This is a genomic window from Halomonas sp. A40-4, from assembly GCF_015767635.1.
Classification (GTDB): Bacteria; Pseudomonadota; Gammaproteobacteria; order Pseudomonadales; family Halomonadaceae; genus Vreelandella; species Vreelandella janggokensis.
On record NZ_CP065230.1, the window covers coordinates 3262852 to 3281486 of the forward strand.

Consider the following 18635-nt stretch of genomic DNA (forward strand, 5'->3'; position numbering starts at 1 on the left):
GGATCGAGCCGGCGGGCATTTGCCCGCCGGGCAGCGGATCAGCTGGTCAGCGGGTTCGGCTTGTTGACATCGATGCCGTACTTCTTCAGGGCGTCACCGACAAGCTTGCGATCGATTTCGCCACGGTCTGCCAGTGCGCGCAGCGCCGCGACAGTCACGAAGTAACGATCCACCTCAAAGAAGTAACGCAGCTTCTCGCGGGTATCGGAACGACCAAAGCCATCGGTACCCAGTACAGTGTAATCGTTCGGCACCCAGGCACGCACCTGATCAGCGTATAGCTTCATGTAGTCGGTAGACGCAATCACCGGCCCTTCACGGCCTTCCAGACACTTGGTGACGTGAGGCTTGATGGCCTCGGCTTCAGGGCTCAGGAAGGCTTCCCGGTCCAGCAGCAGTGCTTCACGACGTAGTTCATTGAAGCTGGTCACGCTCCAGATATCAGCGCCAATCCCCCAGTCGTTTTCAAGCAGTGTGGCCGCTTCTTCGACTTCGCGCAGGATCGTACCCGAACCCATCAGCTGCACGCGGCCTTTTTTGCCCTTGGTTTCGCGTAGCAGGTACATGCCTTTGACGATGTCGTCGACAGGCACAGTTTCAAGCTCGGGGTGCTCGTAGTTCTCGTTCATGACCGTCAGGTAATAGAAGCAGTTCTCCTTGTCGGTGAACATGCGCTTCATGCCATCATGCAGAATCACCGCGACCTCATGGGCATAGGTCGGGTCGTAGCTGCGGCAGTTGGGAATGGTCGATGCCTGAATCAGGCTGTGGCCATCCTGGTGCTGCAAACCCTCACCGTTGAGCGTCGTGCGGCCTGCGGTACCGCCAACCATGAAGCCACGTGCCTGCAGGTCGCCTGCTGCCCAAGCCAGATCGCCGATACGCTGGAAGCCGAACATCGAGTAATAGACGTAGAACGGCAGCAGGGTGACGTTGTTGTTGCTGTAGGAGGTGGCCGCTGCAATCCACGCGGACATCGCGCCTGCTTCGGAAATACCCTCCTCGAGAATCTGGCCCTTCTGATCTTCACGGTAGAACATGATCTGGCCTTTATCGACCGGCTCATACTTCTGCCCTTCAGAGGTGTAGATCCCCAACTGACGGAACATGCCTTCCATGCCGAAGGTACGCGCCTCGTCAGGAATAATCGGCACCACTTTCTTGCCGATCTTCTTGTCCTTGACCAGCCCGTTCAGCACCCGCACAAACGCCATGGTGGTGGACACTTCACGGCCTTTGGAACCGCCCATTTGCGAGGCAAAGGCTTTATCTTCAAGGGTGGGAATTTCCAGCGCCTCGAAGTCGCTGCGACGGCTGGGCAAATAGCCACCCAGGCGCTCGCGCTGCAGGTGCAAGTACTTGAGTTCGGGGGAATCCTGCTCTGGCATGTAGTACGGCACGTCTTTGAGCTGCTCGTCGGTCAGCGGAATGCCGAAGCGGTCACGGAAAGTCTTCAGCGCCTCGTATTCCATGCTCTTGACCTGATGGGCTTCGTTGGCGGCTTCGCCATCGCCACTACCCATGCCATAGCCCTTGACGGTATGCGCCAGGATGACCGTGGGCTTGCCGTTCGAGGTATTAACCGCCTCGTGGTAGGCCGCGTAGACCTTGAACGGGTCGTGACCACCGCGGTTGAGCTTCCAGATGTCCTCGTCGGAGAGGTCTTTGACCATCTCTTCGGTTTCCGGATACTTGCCGAAGAAGTGCTCGCGGGTATAGGCCCCGCCGTTGGCCTTGTAGTTCTGATACTCGCCGTCGACTGCTTCGTCCATGCGGTTTTGCAGAATGCCTTTCTTGTCCTTCTCGAACAGTGGATCCCAGTGGCGACCCCAGACAACCTTGATAACGTTCCAGCCCGCACCGCGGAATACACCCTCGAATTCGTCCATGACGCGGGAATTACCGCGCACAGGGCCATCCAGACGCTGGAGGTTACAGTTGATGACGAAAATCAGGTTGTCGAGGTTTTCACGACCGGCCAGTGAAATGGCGCCCAGAGATTCCGGCTCGTCGCACTCGCCGTCACCCAGGAAGCACCAGATCTTGCGGTCGTACATGTCTTTCAGCTCACGGTGATGCAGGTACTTCATCACGTGCGCCTGGTAGATCGCCTGGATCGGACCAAGGCCCATGGAAACCGTCGGGAATTGCCAGTAATCCGGCATCAGCCACGGGTGCGGGTAGGATGACAGGCCATCACCATCGACTTCCTGGCGGAAACGGTCCATCTGTTCTTCGCTCAGGCGGCCTTCCAGGTAGGAGCGCGCGTAGATACCCGGTGCCACGTGGCCCTGAATGTAGATCAGGTCGCCTTCGAAGTCGCCCTGAGGAGCACGGAAAAAGTGGTTAAAGCCCACGTCATACAGCGTGGCTGATGACATGAAGCTGGCAATGTGGCCGCCCAGACCGGGCTTGGCGCGGTTGTTGCGAATCACCTGGGCAATGGCATTATAGCGGATCAAGGAGCGGATACGCCGCTCCATGAACAGGTCGCCAGGCATCGGCGCTTCGCGGTGAACCGGAATCGTATTACGATGCGGGGTTGTCACCGAGAAGGGCACCCTCATGCCGTCCCGACGCAGGCGGTCCGCCAGGCGGGTCATCAGGTAGCGGGCACGATCTTCGCCCTCACGATCCAATACCGACTCCAGGGAATCAATCCATTCCGTGGTTTCGATCGGATCGAGATCTTCTCTTGTCTCCAGACTCATAGAGGTCTCTCCGAATGACGATAAATGACAATCAACCCCGCTGGCCCGTTGGGCCTGGGGCGGCTGTGGTGTGTCGCCACCACTGGCATGCTGACAGTCGACGCCTGAGCGTCGTCTGGTTTTTCTTCTACATTCAACGAGCTACATACATGGAAATGTAGTAAAGCTACATAATTGTTGTAAAAGTTAGCCTTTTGTATAGGCGAAGATACCGCAAAGTCGCCACGCTGCCAATTACAGTAACACCTAAAAGGCTATCGAAAACAAACTATTGCACCGCAACATAAGGCATTGTTAAGGCACTTGCCAAGACGACCCAGACCCCCCTCATGTAGTCAAACTACCGTTTTAATTTCTTGACTCATCCCGACTTAAATCATCTTCCTGGGTCGCAACCAACTGACGCCAATAAGCCCAATCAAACGTTGGCCCGGGGTCGGTTTTACGCAACGGTGCCACCCGTGCATGACTGGTCACACGCTCCGGGGTAAGCGCAGGATAACGGCCCAACAACCACCGAGCAGCCTTGGCCAACGCCACATACTGGGCCTTGGTAAAGGGCGTCGTTTCATCACCTTCCAGTTCAATACCCACCGAAAAATCATTGAGCGCTTGCCGCCAGCGCTGTTGGCGCGAATCCCACCAACGGGAACGTCCTGCGTGCCAGGCCCGCTGATCGGTGTCGACAAACTGGACGCATTCGCCATCGCGGCGAATCAGCAGGTGGGCGGATACCCGTAAATGGGCAATGGCGGCAAAATAAGGATGTGCACCGGGGTCTAGCTGGTTGGTAAACAGTGCCTCAACGGCTGTTCCCTGAAACTGACCGGGAGGCAGGCTGATGGCATGAATCAGCAGTAGCGATACCTCGTCATCGGGGCGCTGGTCTGCATTTGGCGACGCCACCTGGCGTGCGACTTGCCATCGGCCAGGAGAAAATTGTCGGTCAATCACGCGAAGGACTCCTCTACGTTGGCGCTCTCTTTCACTATAATGCCGGTCATCGACGTTAACGCCCAGAGAATTGATGCCATGCATTACCAAACTGCCCTTGCCGAAGAAATCCGCTCCAGTGCTGCTCGTCTGCTCTCCGAAGACGTAGGCCCGGGCGATATCACCGCCGAGTTGATTCCGGACCACCAACTGGCGACGGCGGAGGTCATTACCCGCGTCCCGGCCGTGCTGTGCGGCGTTGCCTTTGTCGACGATATTTTCCGCCGCCTGGACAGCCGCGTTGCACTTTACTGGCAAGCCGCCGACGGTGACCGACTGGAGGCCGGGCAATGTTTTCTCACCCTGGAGGGCCCCGCACGTAGCCTGTTGACTGGCGAACGTGCCGCCCTCAACGTGCTGCAAACGCTGTCAGCCACGGCGACAACGACCCGCCGCTATGTCGACCTGATCGCCGACACCGGCGTGCGCTTGCTGGATACCCGCAAGACGCTGCCCGGCATGCGGCTGGCACAGAAATACGCCGTGATGTGTGGCGGCGGCCACAATCATCGCATTGGCCTATGGGATGCGTTTCTGATCAAGGAAAATCATATCGCCGCCTGTGGCGGCATCCAGGCAGCGGTGGCCCAGGCGCGCAAACTGGCCGCCGAGCTTCCCGTTGAGGTTGAGGTCGAAAATTTCGCCGAGTTGGAACAGGCGCTGGCCGCGAAAGCAGATGTCATTATGCTGGATAATTTCAGCCTGGATGAACTGCGCACGGCCGTTGAACTGACGGCTGGCAGCGCCACGCTTGAAGCGTCAGGGAATGTTGATACCGAGACCCTGCGCGCGATTGCTGAGACCGGCGTCGACTGTATCTCCTGTGGCACCTTGACCAAGGACATCCAGGCCATTGACCTGTCGATGCGGATCACCCGCCAAACTAACCGTTAACCGGATGAAGTCAGGTCTCGACGGCGTTAAGCCGCTTCTGCAGACGAAAACGCTGAAGCGGCTCACCGCCACGCTCAACCCACTGCTCGCCAAGGTTTTCCCAACCGCGCCGCAGCAGCCGTTCATAGAGCGTCAGGCTTGCCTCGATCTGAATACGGGAAACACCCTGCTCCAACAGCCACCGTTCAGCGTGAATCAACAGCGTAGTGCCGATGCCGCGTCCGTTGAGCGATGGCCACACATAGAGGGTCTCAACCCGTCCGGCTGGCACATCAAGTTCAATAAACCCGACGCAGCGACCATCACAGCTGGCAACAAGCGTCGTATATAGCGCCTGGCGCGCTGACCAGGCGCTGGCCTCGCGGGGTAAGGCGCTCGCCCATGCGCGCCGCTGCGCCAGGCTGTAACGCGTTGCAGCCCCTTGCATGACGGCATGGTAAAACACCTCCGCTTGATCAGCGGCATCTCTGGCACGTGCCACGCGGTAGGTGATGCGGGCCGTCGAGGGCTGTGCAGTCTGTTCATCTGTCATGTTTCACCATGTGAGCGTTATCGCTTTCTTTTTTCAAGGCATGCTCAGCACCACTGTACTGAGAACACGGCTGTTTTATACTCAGCCCTCTGGTTTTCCCTTTGATAAGGCAGTGTGATGCATCATGCCCCTTCCAGCGAGTCCTTTACACTGACGCCTATCGGCTATGTGGTTAGCGACTACGCCGACAAGTTTGGCGTTCCCCGCCAGCCTGGCCTGGCGCCTGCAGCCAACGCCGAGTTGATACTTAGCCCGCCTTATGACGACCCGCTGGTCGTGCGCGGGCTCGACGCGTTCAGCCATGTGTGGATCAGCTTTGTGTTCCACCAGAGTCCTGAACGCTGGTCACCTCTCGTCAGACCGCCGCGGTTAGGTGGCAACCGAAAAGTGGGCGTGTTTGCCAGCCGCAGTACGCATCGCCCCAACAGGCTAGGTCTTTCGCTTGTCGAACTGGGGGGTATTGATACCCATCAGGGCGTGCGCCTGAAACTGTCAGGCTGCGACCTGGTCAACGGCACCCCCGTGGTGGATATTAAACCCTACCTCCCCTGGGCTGAATCCCCACCTAATGCGCAAGCAGGCTTTGCCCCCGCCCCACCCGAACAGTTGACGGTTCAGTTCAGCGCTACTGCCCTTGATCAGCTGGCACAGCGTGCTGATCGCGACTCATTAAGCGCGCTGATCGAGCAGGTCATTGGTCAGGATCCTCGACCGGCCTACCGGCACGGCCAAGCTTCCGAGCGGGTTTACGGTGTCCGGCTTCGCGATGTGGACGTCAAATTTTGTCCGCGCCAGAACGGCGAAGCCACCACACTGGAGGTGGTGGCTATCGACATTAGCGGCTAGACGTTAGCGGGGAAAGGTAACCCCGAGGCGGCGGCCAACTTCTTCGTAGGCTTCAATCACGCCGCCAAGGCCCTGGCGAAAACGATCCTTGTCGAGCTTCTCGCGGGTATTGGCGTCCCATAACCGGCATCCGTCAGGGGAGAACTCATCACCCAGCACCACTTGGCCGTTAAATACGCCAAACTCAAGCTTGTAATCCACCAGGAGCATATCGCCCTCCGCAAACAGCTGCTTGAGCACATGATTGACCTTGAAGGTGAGCGTTTTCATCTTGGCGAGCTGCTCTGGGGTCGCCCAGCCAAATGTTTCCGCCAGCGACTCGTTGATCATCGGGTCGCCCTTTTCGTCGTTTTTCAGGAACAGTTCGAACGTCGGCGGGTTCAGCGCGATACCTTCCTCAACGCCGAGTCGCTTGACCAGACCGCCCGCGGCAATATTGCGCACCACACATTCCACCGGGATCATCTGCATCTTCTTGACCAGACTTTCTGTGTCAGAAAGCTGCTTCTCGAAATGCGTCGGAATGCCGGCATCTTCCAGCCGCTCCATGATGTAGGCATTGAAGAGGTTATTCACCATCCCCTTGCGCGCCAGCGACTCTTTCTTCTTGCCGTCAAAGGCGCTGGTGTCATCACGAAACTCAAGTACCAGCAGATCCGGATCATCGGTGGTGTAGACAGATTTTGCCTTACCGGCATAGAGTTCTTGGCGCTTTTCCATGGGAGCTCCGCAGAGAGACAAGGTCATTGAATTAACGTAAATAGCTGGATACCCGCTCGAGCAGTTCGCGCTCGGCGTTTTCGCTCAACGGCTGCTCACCGGTTGCCTTGGCGCGAAGCACGCTTTGGTCGCCGCGAGGCTCAACGATCAGGCGCACTTCTTGGGCCTGATCGCTGGTATCGGTGAATAACACCACCTGCAACAAACTCCGGTCCCGCTGTTCACGGGCCAGATAGCTTACAAGGAAGGCATAGTTATCAGCGTCGGCGGCCAGCAACTCACGCTCGTCAGTTTGATCGAAGTCCTGCGCCAGATAATGATGGATCTCAGCCCATACACGATCTGCCGCGTAAGGTATTGATACTTCCCACCCATCACCACGCTGACGAAGCGAGAGGGGGTCATTGTTTTCCAAACGCTGCGCGCTCCAGGATGATGCAGTCGCCGAAGCGGATTGAGAAGCGGAAGCGTTGGCGCTCAGATAGGTTTTTAGAGCCTCAAGGCAGCTTGTCATGCTTTGGCCGCCACGCTCGCAGCGGACTTCACTACTCCCCTCCCGGAGACCGCTTTGCAAACGAAACTCAGCCTGAGAGGTGACCAGAACACCATCGCTGGCACGGCTTTCCTGAACGTCCAGACCGCGCTGACGTGCGAAGCTTTCAAGCTGTGTCCAGACGCTCCCCGGATCAGCCGCAACGACTAACCAGCGCTGGTCTCCGATCTCACGGCCTTCAACATAATCTACTTCCGTACTTCCCCCAACCGTAAGAGGTTGAGGAGGACGCACTTCGGCCACCCCATCACGAGCACGCTGGCTGGCTGCTTCCGGCACCGGCAGTGCCTGACGATAACGCTGAGTATTGCGGGTTTCCGGCAATACCAACGGCGACGCAGGTTCTACGTCAGCATAATCCAAATTGCGATCATCATAAAAACCTTCATCCCGGGCGCAACCGGCAAGCGTCACGACACCTACCAGCGCCAGCGGAATCCATTTCAGCGCGTGTTTTCCAAGCACAGAGCTCATCAAGCCACCTTAACAGTCAACAGATCGTTTACCTGACGCCATGCAACCCAGGATCGCCAAGTAGCAAAATTCTTTGCGGTTTATTCCTCGACAACCCCAGCAAGCTGAAGGGCCTCACTGACCGTGGCGTGATACTTGTCTGACAGCCATGTCAGCGGCAGGCGAATACCCGCGTCTGCGTAACCCATTCGGTTTAACGCCCACTTTACCGGAATAGGATTAGACTCGATCCCCAGATTGGTATGCAGCGGCATCAAGCGTGTATTGATCTGGTGCGCCTTATCCGCATCCCCGGCGACCGCAGCGGCACAAAGCTCATGCATGGCCTTGGGCGCTACGTTCGCGGTCACCGAAATATCACCATGCCCACCCATCAGCATGAAATCACAGGCGGTGGCATCGTCACCCGAGTAAAGCATGAAGTCGCTGCCCTTGAGACGGGCGATAAGATCTTCCGCGCGCTCCAGGTTACCCGTGGCATCTTTCAAGCCGATGATGTTGTTAATGTCGGCCAACCTGACCACCGTTTCATTATAAAGGTCTGAGCAGGTGCGGCCCGGCACATTGTAGAGAATGACCGGCAATTTACTGCCTTCCGCTACCGCTTTGAAGTGCTGATACAAGCCTTCCTGAGTCGGCTTGTTATAGTAGGGGCATACGGACAGGCAATAGTCAGCACCGACTTCACTGGCATAACGCGCCAACTCGACGGCCTCAGAGGTCGCGTTCCCCCCTGTACCGGCAATGACCGGAATGCGTCCATCCACTTCCTCGACCACACTGCGTATCACGTCGAAGTGCTCGGCAAACGACATGGTCGTGGGCTCACCCGTAGTACCTGCGGCCACAATCCCGTCGGTGCCATTGTCGAGGTGGAAGTTCACCAGACGACGAAGCGCCTCCCAGTCGATGTCGCCATTGACTTTCATCGGCGTCGCCAGGGCGACGATGCTGCCTGTGATCATCCTTTTTTCCTCACCTGCAAGTGGTTAAATCGAGCGTCTGAATATCACGAGATAAGGAGCCGAGCTAGTGCTTTACGCAGCGTGCCATCATCTCAACAGGAATCCACGAAGGACAAATGGTACTCAGGCCGCTCGACCCTGTACAGCGGAAAGCGCGGCGAGTTTTGCCCCTGCGATACTTTCTTCTTTGACATGCGGCGCAAGCTTGCGTGTAATCGCCCTTGAAAACCACGCTACCTGAGGAACCTTTTATGCCACTCGACATAGGCCAAACAGTCCCCGATTTTTCGGCACCGGCAACGGGCGATACCACCCTGACATTATCCGAGCTTCGCGGCCAACAGGTGGTGGTGTACTTCTATCCAAAGGCCAGCACGCCGGGATGCACCACCGAAGGCGGCGACTTTCGCGACCGCAAAGCTGACTTTGACGCCGCAAACACGGTGATTGTGGGTGTTTCCCGGGACGGCATCCGTGCCCAGGAGAACTTCAAAGCCAAGCAGGACTTCAACTTTACGCTGGTGTCAGACAAGGACGAGACGGTCTGCAAACTGTTTGATGTCATCAAGCTTAAAAAGCTTTATGGCAAAGAGCACCTGGGCATCGAACGCAGCACCTTTCTAATCGACGCCGAGGGTAAGCTTGCCCAGGCCTGGCGTGGCGTCAAAGTACCCGGGCACGTTGACGAAGTGCTCGCGGCGGCCCAGGCGCTTGACGCGTCGTAAGCCCCTTCCCCATCCAACAGACGGTTGGATGGGGAGGTTGCCAAACCCGCCATTCCATTTGACTTACAGTGACTCTTCGCTGGCGAGCGCATGATGTTGCTCCTCGCGCCCTTTCATTCCCCTCGGCCATGCATGCACCAACGCCTTCAACAGCGTGGCGAGCGGAATGGCAAAAAACACGCCCCAGAACCCCCATATACCACCGAAGAACAACACGGCCACAATCACCGACACTGGGTGGATATTGTTGGTTTCCGAGAACAGTACCGGGGCGAGTACGTTGCCATCCAGCGCCTGGATAACCCCGTAAGCCACCAGTACGTAGACAAACGACTCGCTTAACCCGAAGTGAAATCCGGCGACTGCAGCGACCGGCAAGGTGACCACGGCCGCGCCGATATACGGCACCAGCACCGAAAAACCGACCAATACCGCCAGCAGCGCCGTATACGGCAGCTGGAAGAACGAAAACGTGATAAAGGAGACGGTGCCGACAATAATGATCTCGATGAACTTGCCGCGAATGTAATTGGCAATCTGGTCGTCCATTTCATGCCAGATACGCGCCATCAAGGCACGTTTTTGCGGCAGCAATGACAATGTGAAGCCAACCAGCGCCTCTCGGTCCTTGAGCATGAAAAAGACCAAAATGGGCACCAGTACCAGATAGATAATCAGCGATAGAAGATTACCCAGAGAGGCCAGCGAAAGCGTCAGGGCACGCTGGCCCAACTGACTTATTTCGCGGCTGGCGACGCCAATCCAATTTTGCATTTGATCCGGGGTAATCAAGTTGGGGTAGCGCGATTGCAGTTCATCCAGCCAGTTTTGCCCGCTTGCAAACATGCGCGGCGTTTCCTGAACAAGACCAATCAACTGATCCCATATCAGCGGTAGCAAAATAAACGCCAGGGCTAATAGCACGCTGACAAAGCCTAGGAACACCACGATTACCGAGAGTAGATGAGGGATACCTCTCCGCGTTAATGCGCCCACCACGCCCTGGAGCAGGAAGGCAATGACCAACGCGGTAAAAAAAGGCGCCAACATACGGCCAAACCAGATCACCGCGGCAAATCCGGCGATGAGCACTACCAGCAGAATCAAGGCTTCTTCGTCTGAAAAATACCGTTCGACCCAGCTTTTCAAGATCGTACGCAGGCTCATGAGCGCTCGCCTTCTGCCTTGCGAAGCCAGTAATGATAGATATCGCCACACTGCTCACGGGCTTCCAGATGATGGGCGCTCTGCTCGGCAAAGGCTTCTATATCCCTCCACGAGCCTGCATCCGTGGCGCGCACTTCCAGTAACTGCCCAGGGGCAAGGCCTGCTAAGGCCTGCTTGGCCTTGAGCAGCGGCAGCGGGCAATGAAGCCCGCAGGCGTCGAGCACGCTATCAGGCTGTAAACGCGTTGTTCGCTCTACCATTTTTCTCCCCTCAAAAAAGACCCTGCACGTATCGATCATTGTTGCATAGACTGTGCAGTATTGACTGCGATTTGATTTAACGGCACTTCACAAGGTGAATCAATGTCGTAGGTAGTGACCTAGCGCTTTCCATCACCGATGAGGATGCCATGCCGCGCCTTTTTAACGCCTCAGCAGCCTGGACGCGTGCCTTAGCGTTCGCCTGCAGTACGACGTTGTTAATCCCCTCGCCTGCCGTCAGTGACGAGCAGACGCTACCCAGTCTGGGTAGCAGCTATTCGTCGGCTAGCGCCGAAGAACACCGGCTGGGCCGCGCTTGGCTGCGCCAGTTCCGCGCCCACGCCCCCCAATGGCAGGATCCCATTGCCCATGATTACTTGACCAGTCTGGTTGATCGCCTGGCCCCGCATAGCCAACTGGGCGACCTGGACGTGACCACCGTCATGGTCGACCATCGAACCCTCAATGCCTTTGCTGTCCCCGGTGGCGTGGTTGGGATTCACGCTGGCTTGTTCGCCTTTGCCGAAGACGAAGGGGCGTTTGCCTCAGTCATCGCCCACGAACTTGGCCACTTATCCCAACGCCACTATGCCCGTAGCAGCGAGCGCGCTGAACAGACCCAGCTACCGGCCATGGCCGGGATGCTGGCCGGTTTGCTGATCGCAGCAGGCGGCGGCGGTAATGCCGGCATCGCTACCGCCATGGGGTCTCAGGCCGCCCTCATTCAAGACCAACTCACCTACTCGCGCCGCTACGAGCAGGAAGCAGATCGCGTGGGCCTTCAGGCCATGGCCGATGCCGGCTATGAGCCGGACGCCATGGCGCGCATGTTCCGTACTTTACAACGCATGTCCAGCCTTCAGGGTGGGACGCCACCGGAATTCCTGCTGACCCACCCGGTGTCGGAATCTCGCTTGAGCGATGCGCAGTCACGGGCCGCTCAGATGGACGTTGCCTCAAGCTACTCAAACTATACGCTCTACGACATGATTCGCGGCCGTGCTTTACTGCAGATTGATTCACAGTCGCCTCGGCAAGCCGTCTCCCGACTAGCTCAGGAAAATGCCAGCGAAACGGCACAGCGCTATGTAACGGCCTTGGTCGATGCTCAGTCCGGCCAAGTGGATACAGCGCTAAAAGCGCTTGATCGACTACGTGACGAACAGCCTGATCTTGCCATGTTACCGGCATCGGCGGCAGAGGTTGCCCTACAGGCGCAGCGCTACGATGAAGCGATCCAACGCAGCCAGCGGTTACTGCGTTTTATGCCTGACTACTTGCCTGCCCAGCTTATCTTAGCCGAGGCGCAACTTCAGCGGGATCCCAATGCCGCCTATGACATTCTGCGCGATGTCACCGCGCAACATCCTGAAAACCCGCAGGGCTTCAACCTGCTGGCAGAAGCTGCCGGGCGAAGCGGGCGCAACGGTTTGGGGCATCTGGCTCGGGCGGAATATCTTCAGCTTACCGGGCGCGTGGATAGCGGTATTCGCCAGTTGGATATAGCCAAAGACGCCGCTGAACGCGAAAACGATCAGCGGACATTGGCACGCATCGAACAGCGACGCGAGGATTTCATGGACTACCGCGAGGCCTTGGAAGAGTTTTAGGCGCCACCGATTCAGGCAGATCACGGTCTCACGGACGCACGGCCAGACTGGGCGTGCGTGCTGGTTATGCGTTGAAGTTAAGCATCCGCTCCAGCGGCTTGAGCGCCAGCTGGCGCAACTCACTTCCGACCTGAATTTCGCCGCTACCTTCACGTAGCGCACCCGCCAGGTTGTCGAGGGCGTTCATGGCCATCCACGGGCAATGCGCGCAACTGCGGCAGGTCGCGCCGTTACCCGCTGTCGGGGCCTCGAATAACGTCTTATCAGGGACCGCTTGCTGCATCTTGAAGAAGATGCCGCGATCGGTTGCCACAATCAGCTGTTCGTTGGGCAGGGTTTTGGCCGCGTTGATAAGCTGCGATGTCGACCCAGCCACATCGGCCAACTGAACCACCGGCGCGGGCGACTCCGGGTGAACCAGCACGGCGGCATCCGGATATAGCCGCTTGAGATCTTCGACACCTTTCGCCTTGAATTCCTCGTGGACGATACAGGCACCGTCCCACATGAGCATATCGGCACCGGTTTTTTTCTGGATGTAGCCACCCAGGTGTTTATCGGGTGCCCAGAGGATTTTTTCGCCTTTGGCCTGAAGGTGCTCGATCACATCGACGGCGATCGATGAGGTGACCACCCAGTCGGCACGCGCCTTGACGGCAGCCGACGTATTGGCATAAACGACCACGGTGCGGTCAGGGTGGGCATCACAAAAAGCGCTGAATTCGTCGGCAGGGCAGCCTATATCCAGCGAACAGGTCGCCTCCAAGGTAGGCATCAGCACGCGTTTTTCAGGCGACAGAATCTTGGCGGTTTCGCCCATGAAGCGCACGCCGGCCACGACCAGGGTAGTGGCATCGTGGCGGGCACCGAAGCGCGCCATCTCCAGCGAATCGGCCACACAACCACCGGTTTCTTCCGCCAGTTGCTGAATGGCGTCATCGGTATAGTAGTGCGCTACCAGCACGGCGTTATGCTGGTTCAGCAACTGCTTGATTTCTTCCACGCGCGCCTGGTCTTCGGCGGGTATGCGGGTCGGGCAGTACGGGCTTGGGAGCGGAGCATCAAGCTCAGCTTGAGTAGTCATAATAGTCATCGTGTCTACCACTGTGACGAACAGGGAATCCCCCTGTTAAACACCAGTCACGGCGTATGCACTCCGCACGCGCCGCTCTCGTTGACAGAAACCGCTTGCGTCTTTCGCGTTGGGTTTCTGTCGGTCTCAACATCAATGTGACTATTTTGGCGGGAAATGGTTGCTGACAGCAAGTCCAATTGTCAGGCATCAGGTTGTGCACATAGCAAAACACCCCTGACAGCGAACTGTCAGGGGTGTCGAATCTGGTGGGTCGTGCAGGATTCGAACCTGCGACCAATTGATTAAAAGTCAACTGCTCTACCAACTGAGCTAACGACCCGCTACTCACACGGCGGCGGCAAATCTAAATAAAGTTCGGCTGGTGGGTCGTGCAGGATTCGAACCTGCGACCAATTGATTAAAAGTCAACTGCTCTACCAACTGAGCTAACGACCCGCCCGAACGGATGCATATCTTACGGATAGCCCACGCTATCCGCAAGTCTTTTTTGAACTTTTGCCTTAACGACCGCGCGATTTGCTCATATTACAAACGGCCTTTAGCGCCGCTTGGGCTTGCGCATTGCCTGCACCGGGCGACGCTTGTTTTTATCGCGGCTCCAACGGTTCTTTTCATCCGGCGTCAGCTCGGGAACCTTGCGGGTTTCCAACTGGGCCAGTGCCGCCAGGTCATCCACTTCATCCTGAGAAAGCTCGACCCACTCTCCCGCCTTGGCGCGCTTATCGAGGAAGATATTGCCGTAACGAACCCGTTTCAAACGACTTACCGTCAACTCCTGAGACTCCCAGAGTCGACGAACCTCGCGGTTTCGGCCTTCCAGAATGACCACATGGAACCAGGTGTTGATCCCTTCGCCGCCGAACTCCTGAACATCGGTGAACCGGGCGGGACCATCTTCCAGCATCACACCGTCTACCATGGCCATGATATGTTCACGCTTCACTTCACCCATCACGCGCACCGCATATTCACGCTCGACCTGCGTCGAGGGGTGCATCAAGCGGTTGGCCAGCTCGCCGTCAGTGGTGAAGAGCAAAAGCCCACTGGTGTTGATATCCAGGCGACCGATGGCAATCCAGCGCTCGCCTTTCAAGCGCGGCAGGCGATCGAACACGGTGCGACGGCCTTCGGGATCCTTGCGGGTACACAACTCGCCTTCCGGCTTGTTGTACATGATCACCCGGCGCGGTGTTTCGTCTTCCGCTCTCAGCGTCACCAACCGGTCGTCAAGGCTGACCTTGTCGCGCGCTTCAACACGGTCGCCCAGTTTGGCGACCTGATTGTTGACCTTGACGCGGCCGTCGGCAATCACGGTTTCCATTTCACGCCGCGAGCCAAGACCGGCACGGGCGAGAACTTTTTGCAGCTTTTCGCTGGTAGGGGGGGTATTACTCTGACTCATGGTCGTCTGACCTCTCATCATGGGTCTGCGTGCGCGCCTCCTGGTCATCGGATCGCTGCGCACGTGCTGCCAGGCGTGCCTCTAAATCGGCAAAGCTCAGCGGCTGGGTTAACGCCGTCTCGGCGTGCGTCTCGGCGCTATCGGCCGTTTCGGGTGGCGCATCCTGCACGGTTTCGGGCGCGTCGTCCAGTGCTTCCTGCGTGTCAGAAGACGGCGAATCCGGCAACAGCGTTTGCCCGTCGTTCGTATCAGGCACATCAGCGGCGTCCTGGCCATCGGCTTCCCCACTGACCAGCTCGTGCATCGGCGGCAGGGCATCCAGGGTTTTCAAGCCGAAATCATCCAGAAAACTGCGCGAAGTCGCGTAGACCGCCGGCCTTCCCGGCACGTCACGGTGCCCGACCACGCGTATCCAGCCACGCTCCATCAGCGTACGCATGATCGAGCTGCTCACGCTGACCCCGCGGACATCTTCAATGTCACTGCGGGTCACCGGCTGTCGATAGGCAATCAATGCCAGGGTTTCGAGCAGTGCCCGTGAGTAACGCTGGGGGCGCTCATCCCAGAGCCGCGACACCCACTGCGAAAGCCGCGGGCGAATCCGCAACTGATAACCCGATGCCGTTTCGATAAGCTCCAGGGCGCCGTGTTCATGACGCTCGCTCAACCGGACCAGTACTTCGCGAAGCTCGTATCGAGACGGGCACTCGCCATCCAGAAACAACGTTTCCATGCGCTCCAGCGGGAGTGGTTCTCCCGCCGCCAGTAACGCGGCTTCGAGTATTTCCTCCAACGGCGAATCAATCTCACTCATGGTGCTTCCCTGTCGGCAGGTGCTTCAAACGCGCTTTCTTCATCAGAATGTTCGCCAGCGTCATCGATTGCAAAGGCGTCTTCGGGGTCATGGCCGTCGCTAATGGCAGCGGGGCGCGCGCGCACATGGATTGGTGAGAGCGGGGCATTTTGCACGATATCGATCATGGCTTCCTTGGCGAGCTCCAGAATCGCCATGAACGTCACCACAACGCCTGCCCGCCCCTCTTCCAGGGTAAACAGCGCGGCAAAGGGCACGTAGTGCGGCTCGCCGCCCTCACCACCGAGCCGCTCCATGATGGCGAGCATCCGTTCACGGGTGGAGAGTACCTCACGGCTAATATGGTGCGCCTGGGCAAGCTCGGCGCGCTTGAGAATATCGGCCAGTGCGCCCAACAGTTCATCCAGCTCGACCGGCGGATGAATGACCCGCGCCTCCAGCGGCGGCAAACCTGCCTGCACGCTGAACCAGTCGCGGCCAACGCGTGGCAGCGTATCCAGCGACTCGGCGGCTTCCTTGAGGCGTTCATACTCTTGCAGGCGACGGATCAATTCTGCCCGCGGATCCTCTTCATCCTCGCCTTCCGCTTTGGGCGGCCGGGGCAGCAAGGTGCGCGACTTGATCTCGGCCAGCATCGCCGCCATCAGCAGATACTCGCCCGCCAGCTCGATCTCCATGGCCTTCATCAGTTCCACGTATTCAATGTACTGATGCGTAATGGTGGCCACGTTAATCGTCAGAATATCCAGATTCTGGCGGCGAATCAGGTAAAGCAGTAAGTCAAGCGGCCCTTCAAAGGCTTCCAAAAAGACGCGCAGCGCCTCCGGCGGGATATATAAATCCTCCGGCAATTGAGTGATCGGCTCGTTGAAGAGCCGCCCCAGCGCTTCGGCCACCGGCACTGTGTCCGAGGTGTCCGTGCTTGAGGGGGCCTGTTTAGCACTTGGCGTCTCGCTCACGCGGGTCGGTTCCTCAGTTAGATAGGCGATTTTTAAGGCTGTATGTATCTGCTAATGAATCAATATTCCAATATCGGCATTACTTAATAAAGTGACCCCGCCACCTTAACCTGCATCGCTGGCTTTGCGGTAGCGGCCCTGATAATCAAACAGCTTATCGCGAAGCTGCCAGTGACGCCCTACCTTGCGCCCGACCACGAAGTCGGGATGGCGCAGGCGGCGCTGTTCGCTGACAACCTCCTGCGGCGTGGCAGGTTGCCAGGGCATACCCGGCGCGCGCAAATGATCACGCAAAAATGCAACGTAAAAAGCACGCCTTTGCGCCGATGTTTCCAGAGCAAACCATTCAGCCAGGCTCGCGCCGTCTTCATCATGATAGGTGACCTTGAGTCGCGGCAGCCCGCGCCCGTTGGTGGCAGCTTCCAGTAACATGCCACTGACCCTTAGCACCCTGGCGTCTTTCAGCCTCAGGGCATCCTTGAGCTTGCTATCCGCGTCGACCAGCAGCGTTTGGCAGCCGTGGCAACGGCGCGCGGCGATATCGTTCTCGGCGCCGCATTCATCGCAGACTTTAAAGCGAAAGCGAAACTCGCATTGGCGACGCGTGCCGTTTTCGTCCTCGACAAGCCCCTGGCAGCGGCGGCCAAAATGCTCGATCACCAGTTCACCGTCACGCTTGCCCCAGTACAGGTTGGCATGACCACATTCAGGACAAGTTACCTGCACCGGCTCGCTATCGCTATCCGGCCTGGGTTCACCCACTTCCGGCGCGTAGAGGTCCCACGGGTTGCCTGCATAGTCGAGCACCAGGCAGTCCTGTTTGCCAGGCGACAAGCGCAGCCCCCGGCCCACCATCTGCTGATACAGGCTGACCGACTCGGTGGGCCGCAGTATTGCAATCAAATCCACGTGGGGAGCATCAAACCCAGTGGTCAGCACGGCCACGTTGACAAGGTATTTAAGTCTTTGGGCTTTGAAGGCGTCGATAATCGCCGTGCGGTCCTGCGATACAGTGGCGCCGGTAATCAGCGCCGCCTCCCCCGTCGGCAGATAGCCCATGATCTCTTCCGCATGGGCCACGGTCGCGGCAAAGATCATCACACCCTGGCGCCCCTCCGCCAACTCGACGACCTGGCGGATAATACCCGGCGTGGCACGATTGCCGGCCACCACCTGATTCAACGCCGCCTCCGTGTAAGCACCCGTCGCCGCCGGTGTCAGGCGGGAAAAATCATACCCTTCGACCGCCATATCACGCCGCTTGGGCTCGGCCAGATAGCCTTGCTTAACCATCAATCTGAGCGGCTGCTCGAACACGCAGTCGCGAAAGAAGCAGTCATCACTGCCTTTCACCATGCCGTGATAATGGTGGTGATAGATGAACCCCTGCCCCAGGCGATAAGGCGTTGCCGTAAGGCCTAGTATTTTAAGCTGTGGGTTTTGCTGCTGCAGGTGATCGATTACCTGACGATAGGTGGCGTCTTCATTGAGCGAAATACGGTGGCATTCATCAACCACCAGCAAGGTGAAGCGACCGTCGGCAAAACGATCCAGGTTTCGCACCACCGACTGCACCGAACCAAAGACCACCTGTCGCTCGGCCTCTTTACGCTTCAACCCGGCACTGAAAATATCGGCTTCCAGGCCGTAGGCCTGATACTTGGCGTGGTTCTGCTCGACCAGCTCGCGCACGTGTGCCAGCACCAGCACTCGCCCTCGCGCCAGACGGGCAAGCTCGGCAATCACCAACGATTTACCGCTTCCCGTGGGCAATACCACCACCGCCGGGGCGTGGGAAGCACGGAAATGTTCAACCACACGGCCAACCGCCTGGCTCTGATAGGGGCGCAGTTCAGGGGTCATCACGTCAGTCGCGAAAGGCGGCCCTGAGGCCGCCTTTTCAGGGTGTGTCAT

At 58.0% G+C, this 18635-nt stretch carries 17 protein-coding genes and 2 tRNA genes; 4 read left to right on the forward strand and 15 right to left on the reverse strand.

Annotated features, from left to right (window positions below):
* Window positions 1–38: 38 nt before the first annotated feature.
* Both aceE and ampD read right to left on the reverse strand, forming a co-directional pair.
* On the reverse strand, window positions 39–2711 hold the full coding sequence (gene aceE / locus IT895_RS15260; protein ID WP_199283968.1) for a pyruvate dehydrogenase (acetyl-transferring), homodimeric type: 2673 nt from the start codon (window positions 2709–2711) through the stop codon (window positions 39–41).
* A 348-nt stretch (window positions 2712–3059) separates the two neighbouring features.
* Window positions 3060–3662 (reverse strand): 1,6-anhydro-N-acetylmuramyl-L-alanine amidase AmpD, encoded by a 603-nt coding sequence (gene ampD, locus IT895_RS15265; RefSeq protein WP_233337433.1) that lies wholly within the window; start codon window positions 3660–3662, stop codon window positions 3060–3062.
* Between the two features lie 81 nt (window positions 3663–3743).
* Here ampD and nadC point away from each other — a divergent pair, with 81 nt between their 5' ends.
* Complete coding sequence (nadC, locus tag IT895_RS15270; RefSeq protein WP_085917088.1) at window positions 3744–4598, forward strand: carboxylating nicotinate-nucleotide diphosphorylase; 855 nt, start codon at window positions 3744–3746, stop codon at window positions 4596–4598.
* Window positions 4599–4608: 10 nt separating this feature from the next.
* Here the strand turns inward: nadC and IT895_RS15275 are convergent, their stop codons facing one another.
* On the reverse strand, window positions 4609–5130 hold the full coding sequence (locus IT895_RS15275; RefSeq protein WP_085917087.1) for a GNAT family N-acetyltransferase: 522 nt from the start codon (window positions 5128–5130) through the stop codon (window positions 4609–4611).
* 117 nt (window positions 5131–5247) lie between these two features.
* Between IT895_RS15275 and tsaA the strand changes: the two genes are divergently transcribed.
* Window positions 5248–5976 carry a tRNA (N6-threonylcarbamoyladenosine(37)-N6)-methyltransferase TrmO gene (gene tsaA / locus IT895_RS15280; protein WP_085917086.1) on the forward strand — a complete coding sequence of 243 codons (729 nt, stop codon included), beginning with the start codon at window positions 5248–5250 and terminating at the stop codon, window positions 5974–5976.
* A gap of 3 nt (window positions 5977–5979) precedes the next feature.
* Here tsaA and purC read toward each other — a convergent pair whose 3' ends face one another.
* The 3 genes from purC to dapA form a co-directional block, all read right to left on the reverse strand.
* Window positions 5980–6696 (reverse strand): phosphoribosylaminoimidazolesuccinocarboxamide synthase, encoded by a 717-nt coding sequence (purC, locus tag IT895_RS15285; RefSeq protein ID WP_085917085.1) that lies wholly within the window; start codon window positions 6694–6696, stop codon window positions 5980–5982.
* Between the two features lie 31 nt (window positions 6697–6727).
* Window positions 6728–7723 (reverse strand): outer membrane protein assembly factor BamC, encoded by a 996-nt coding sequence (locus IT895_RS15290; RefSeq protein WP_199283969.1) that lies wholly within the window; start codon window positions 7721–7723, stop codon window positions 6728–6730.
* Between the two features lie 80 nt (window positions 7724–7803).
* Complete coding sequence (gene dapA, locus IT895_RS15295; RefSeq protein ID WP_085917083.1) at window positions 7804–8688, reverse strand: 4-hydroxy-tetrahydrodipicolinate synthase; 885 nt, start codon at window positions 8686–8688, stop codon at window positions 7804–7806.
* A gap of 251 nt (window positions 8689–8939) precedes the next feature.
* Between dapA and IT895_RS15300 the strand changes: the two genes are divergently transcribed.
* On the forward strand, window positions 8940–9413 hold the full coding sequence (locus IT895_RS15300; RefSeq protein WP_085917082.1) for a peroxiredoxin: 474 nt from the start codon (window positions 8940–8942) through the stop codon (window positions 9411–9413).
* Window positions 9414–9476: 63 nt separating this feature from the next.
* Here the strand turns inward: IT895_RS15300 and IT895_RS15305 are convergent, their stop codons facing one another.
* Together IT895_RS15305 and IT895_RS15310 are read right to left on the reverse strand one after the other, a co-directional pair.
* Window positions 9477–10580, reverse strand: coding sequence for an AI-2E family transporter (locus tag IT895_RS15305; RefSeq protein ID WP_199283970.1), 1104 nt, complete (start codon window positions 10578–10580; stop codon window positions 9477–9479).
* Complete coding sequence (locus tag IT895_RS15310) at window positions 10577–10840, reverse strand: sulfurtransferase TusA family protein (RefSeq protein WP_085917080.1); 264 nt, start codon at window positions 10838–10840, stop codon at window positions 10577–10579. Before IT895_RS15310 ends, IT895_RS15305 begins: the two co-directional genes overlap by 4 nt.
* Window positions 10841–10989: 149 nt before the next feature.
* On the opposite strand from IT895_RS15310, the gene IT895_RS15315 reads away from it, so the two are divergent.
* On the forward strand, window positions 10990–12450 hold the full coding sequence (locus IT895_RS15315; protein WP_199283971.1) for a M48 family metalloprotease: 1461 nt from the start codon (window positions 10990–10992) through the stop codon (window positions 12448–12450).
* 64 nt (window positions 12451–12514) lie between these two features.
* Here the strand turns inward: IT895_RS15315 and nadA are convergent, their stop codons facing one another.
* The 7 genes from nadA to IT895_RS15350 form a co-directional block, all read right to left on the reverse strand.
* The gene (nadA, locus tag IT895_RS15320; protein WP_085917078.1) at window positions 12515–13543 is read right to left on the reverse strand and encodes a quinolinate synthase NadA; all 1029 of its coding nucleotides are present in this window, start codon (window positions 13541–13543) and stop codon (window positions 12515–12517) included.
* A 246-nt stretch (window positions 13544–13789) separates the two neighbouring features.
* Window positions 13790–13865: transfer RNA gene (locus tag IT895_RS15325), tRNA-Lys, on the reverse strand.
* 40 nt (window positions 13866–13905) lie between these two features.
* Window positions 13906–13981, reverse strand: a tRNA-Lys gene (locus tag IT895_RS15330).
* A 103-nt stretch (window positions 13982–14084) separates the two neighbouring features.
* A complete protein-coding gene (gene rluB / locus IT895_RS15335; RefSeq protein ID WP_085917077.1) occupies window positions 14085–14948 on the reverse strand; it encodes a 23S rRNA pseudouridine(2605) synthase RluB in 864 nt (287 codons plus the stop codon).
* Window positions 14935–15762 carry an SMC-Scp complex subunit ScpB gene (gene scpB / locus IT895_RS15340; protein WP_085917076.1) on the reverse strand — a complete coding sequence of 276 codons (828 nt, stop codon included), beginning with the start codon at window positions 15760–15762 and terminating at the stop codon, window positions 14935–14937. Before scpB ends, rluB begins: the two co-directional genes overlap by 14 nt.
* The gene (locus tag IT895_RS15345; protein ID WP_199283972.1) at window positions 15759–16721 is read right to left on the reverse strand and encodes a segregation and condensation protein A; all 963 of its coding nucleotides are present in this window, start codon (window positions 16719–16721) and stop codon (window positions 15759–15761) included. Before IT895_RS15345 ends, scpB begins: the two co-directional genes overlap by 4 nt.
* 105 nt (window positions 16722–16826) lie before the next feature.
* Window positions 16827–18635: a DEAD/DEAH box helicase gene (locus IT895_RS15350; RefSeq protein WP_441316937.1), complete on the reverse strand. Its 1809-nt coding sequence runs from the start codon at window positions 18633–18635 to the stop codon at window positions 16827–16829.

What these genes read in the sequence shown, in the direction of transcription:
- aceE (WP_199283968.1), bottom strand. Translation starts at nt 2,711, where the DNA reads ATGAGTCTGGAGACAAGAGAAGATCTCGATCCGATCGAAACCACGGAA.
- nadC (WP_085917088.1), top strand. Translation starts at nt 3,744, where the DNA reads ATGCATTACCAAACTGCCCTTGCCGAAGAAATCCGCTCCAGTGCTGCT.
- IT895_RS15275 (WP_085917087.1), bottom strand. Translation starts at nt 5,130, where the DNA reads ATGACAGATGAACAGACTGCACAGCCCTCGACGGCCCGCATCACCTAC.
- tsaA (WP_085917086.1), top strand. Translation starts at nt 5,248, where the DNA reads ATGCATCATGCCCCTTCCAGCGAGTCCTTTACACTGACGCCTATCGGC.
- purC (WP_085917085.1), bottom strand. Translation starts at nt 6,696, where the DNA reads ATGGAAAAGCGCCAAGAACTCTATGCCGGTAAGGCAAAATCTGTCTAC.
- IT895_RS15290 (WP_199283969.1), bottom strand. Translation starts at nt 7,723, where the DNA reads ATGAGCTCTGTGCTTGGAAAACACGCGCTGAAATGGATTCCGCTGGCG.
- dapA (WP_085917083.1), bottom strand. Translation starts at nt 8,688, where the DNA reads ATGATCACAGGCAGCATCGTCGCCCTGGCGACGCCGATGAAAGTCAAT.
- IT895_RS15300 (WP_085917082.1), top strand. Translation starts at nt 8,940, where the DNA reads ATGCCACTCGACATAGGCCAAACAGTCCCCGATTTTTCGGCACCGGCA.
- IT895_RS15305 (WP_199283970.1), bottom strand. Translation starts at nt 10,580, where the DNA reads ATGAGCCTGCGTACGATCTTGAAAAGCTGGGTCGAACGGTATTTTTCA.
- IT895_RS15310 (WP_085917080.1), bottom strand. Translation starts at nt 10,840, where the DNA reads ATGGTAGAGCGAACAACGCGTTTACAGCCTGATAGCGTGCTCGACGCC.
- IT895_RS15315 (WP_199283971.1), top strand. Translation starts at nt 10,990, where the DNA reads ATGCCGCGCCTTTTTAACGCCTCAGCAGCCTGGACGCGTGCCTTAGCG.
- nadA (WP_085917078.1), bottom strand. Translation starts at nt 13,543, where the DNA reads ATGACTATTATGACTACTCAAGCTGAGCTTGATGCTCCGCTCCCAAGC.
- rluB (WP_085917077.1), bottom strand. Translation starts at nt 14,948, where the DNA reads ATGAGTCAGAGTAATACCCCCCCTACCAGCGAAAAGCTGCAAAAAGTT.
- scpB (WP_085917076.1), bottom strand. Translation starts at nt 15,762, where the DNA reads ATGAGTGAGATTGATTCGCCGTTGGAGGAAATACTCGAAGCCGCGTTA.
- IT895_RS15350 (WP_441316937.1), bottom strand. Translation starts at nt 18,635, where the DNA reads ATGACACACCCTGAAAAGGCGGCCTCAGGGCCGCCTTTCGCGACTGAC.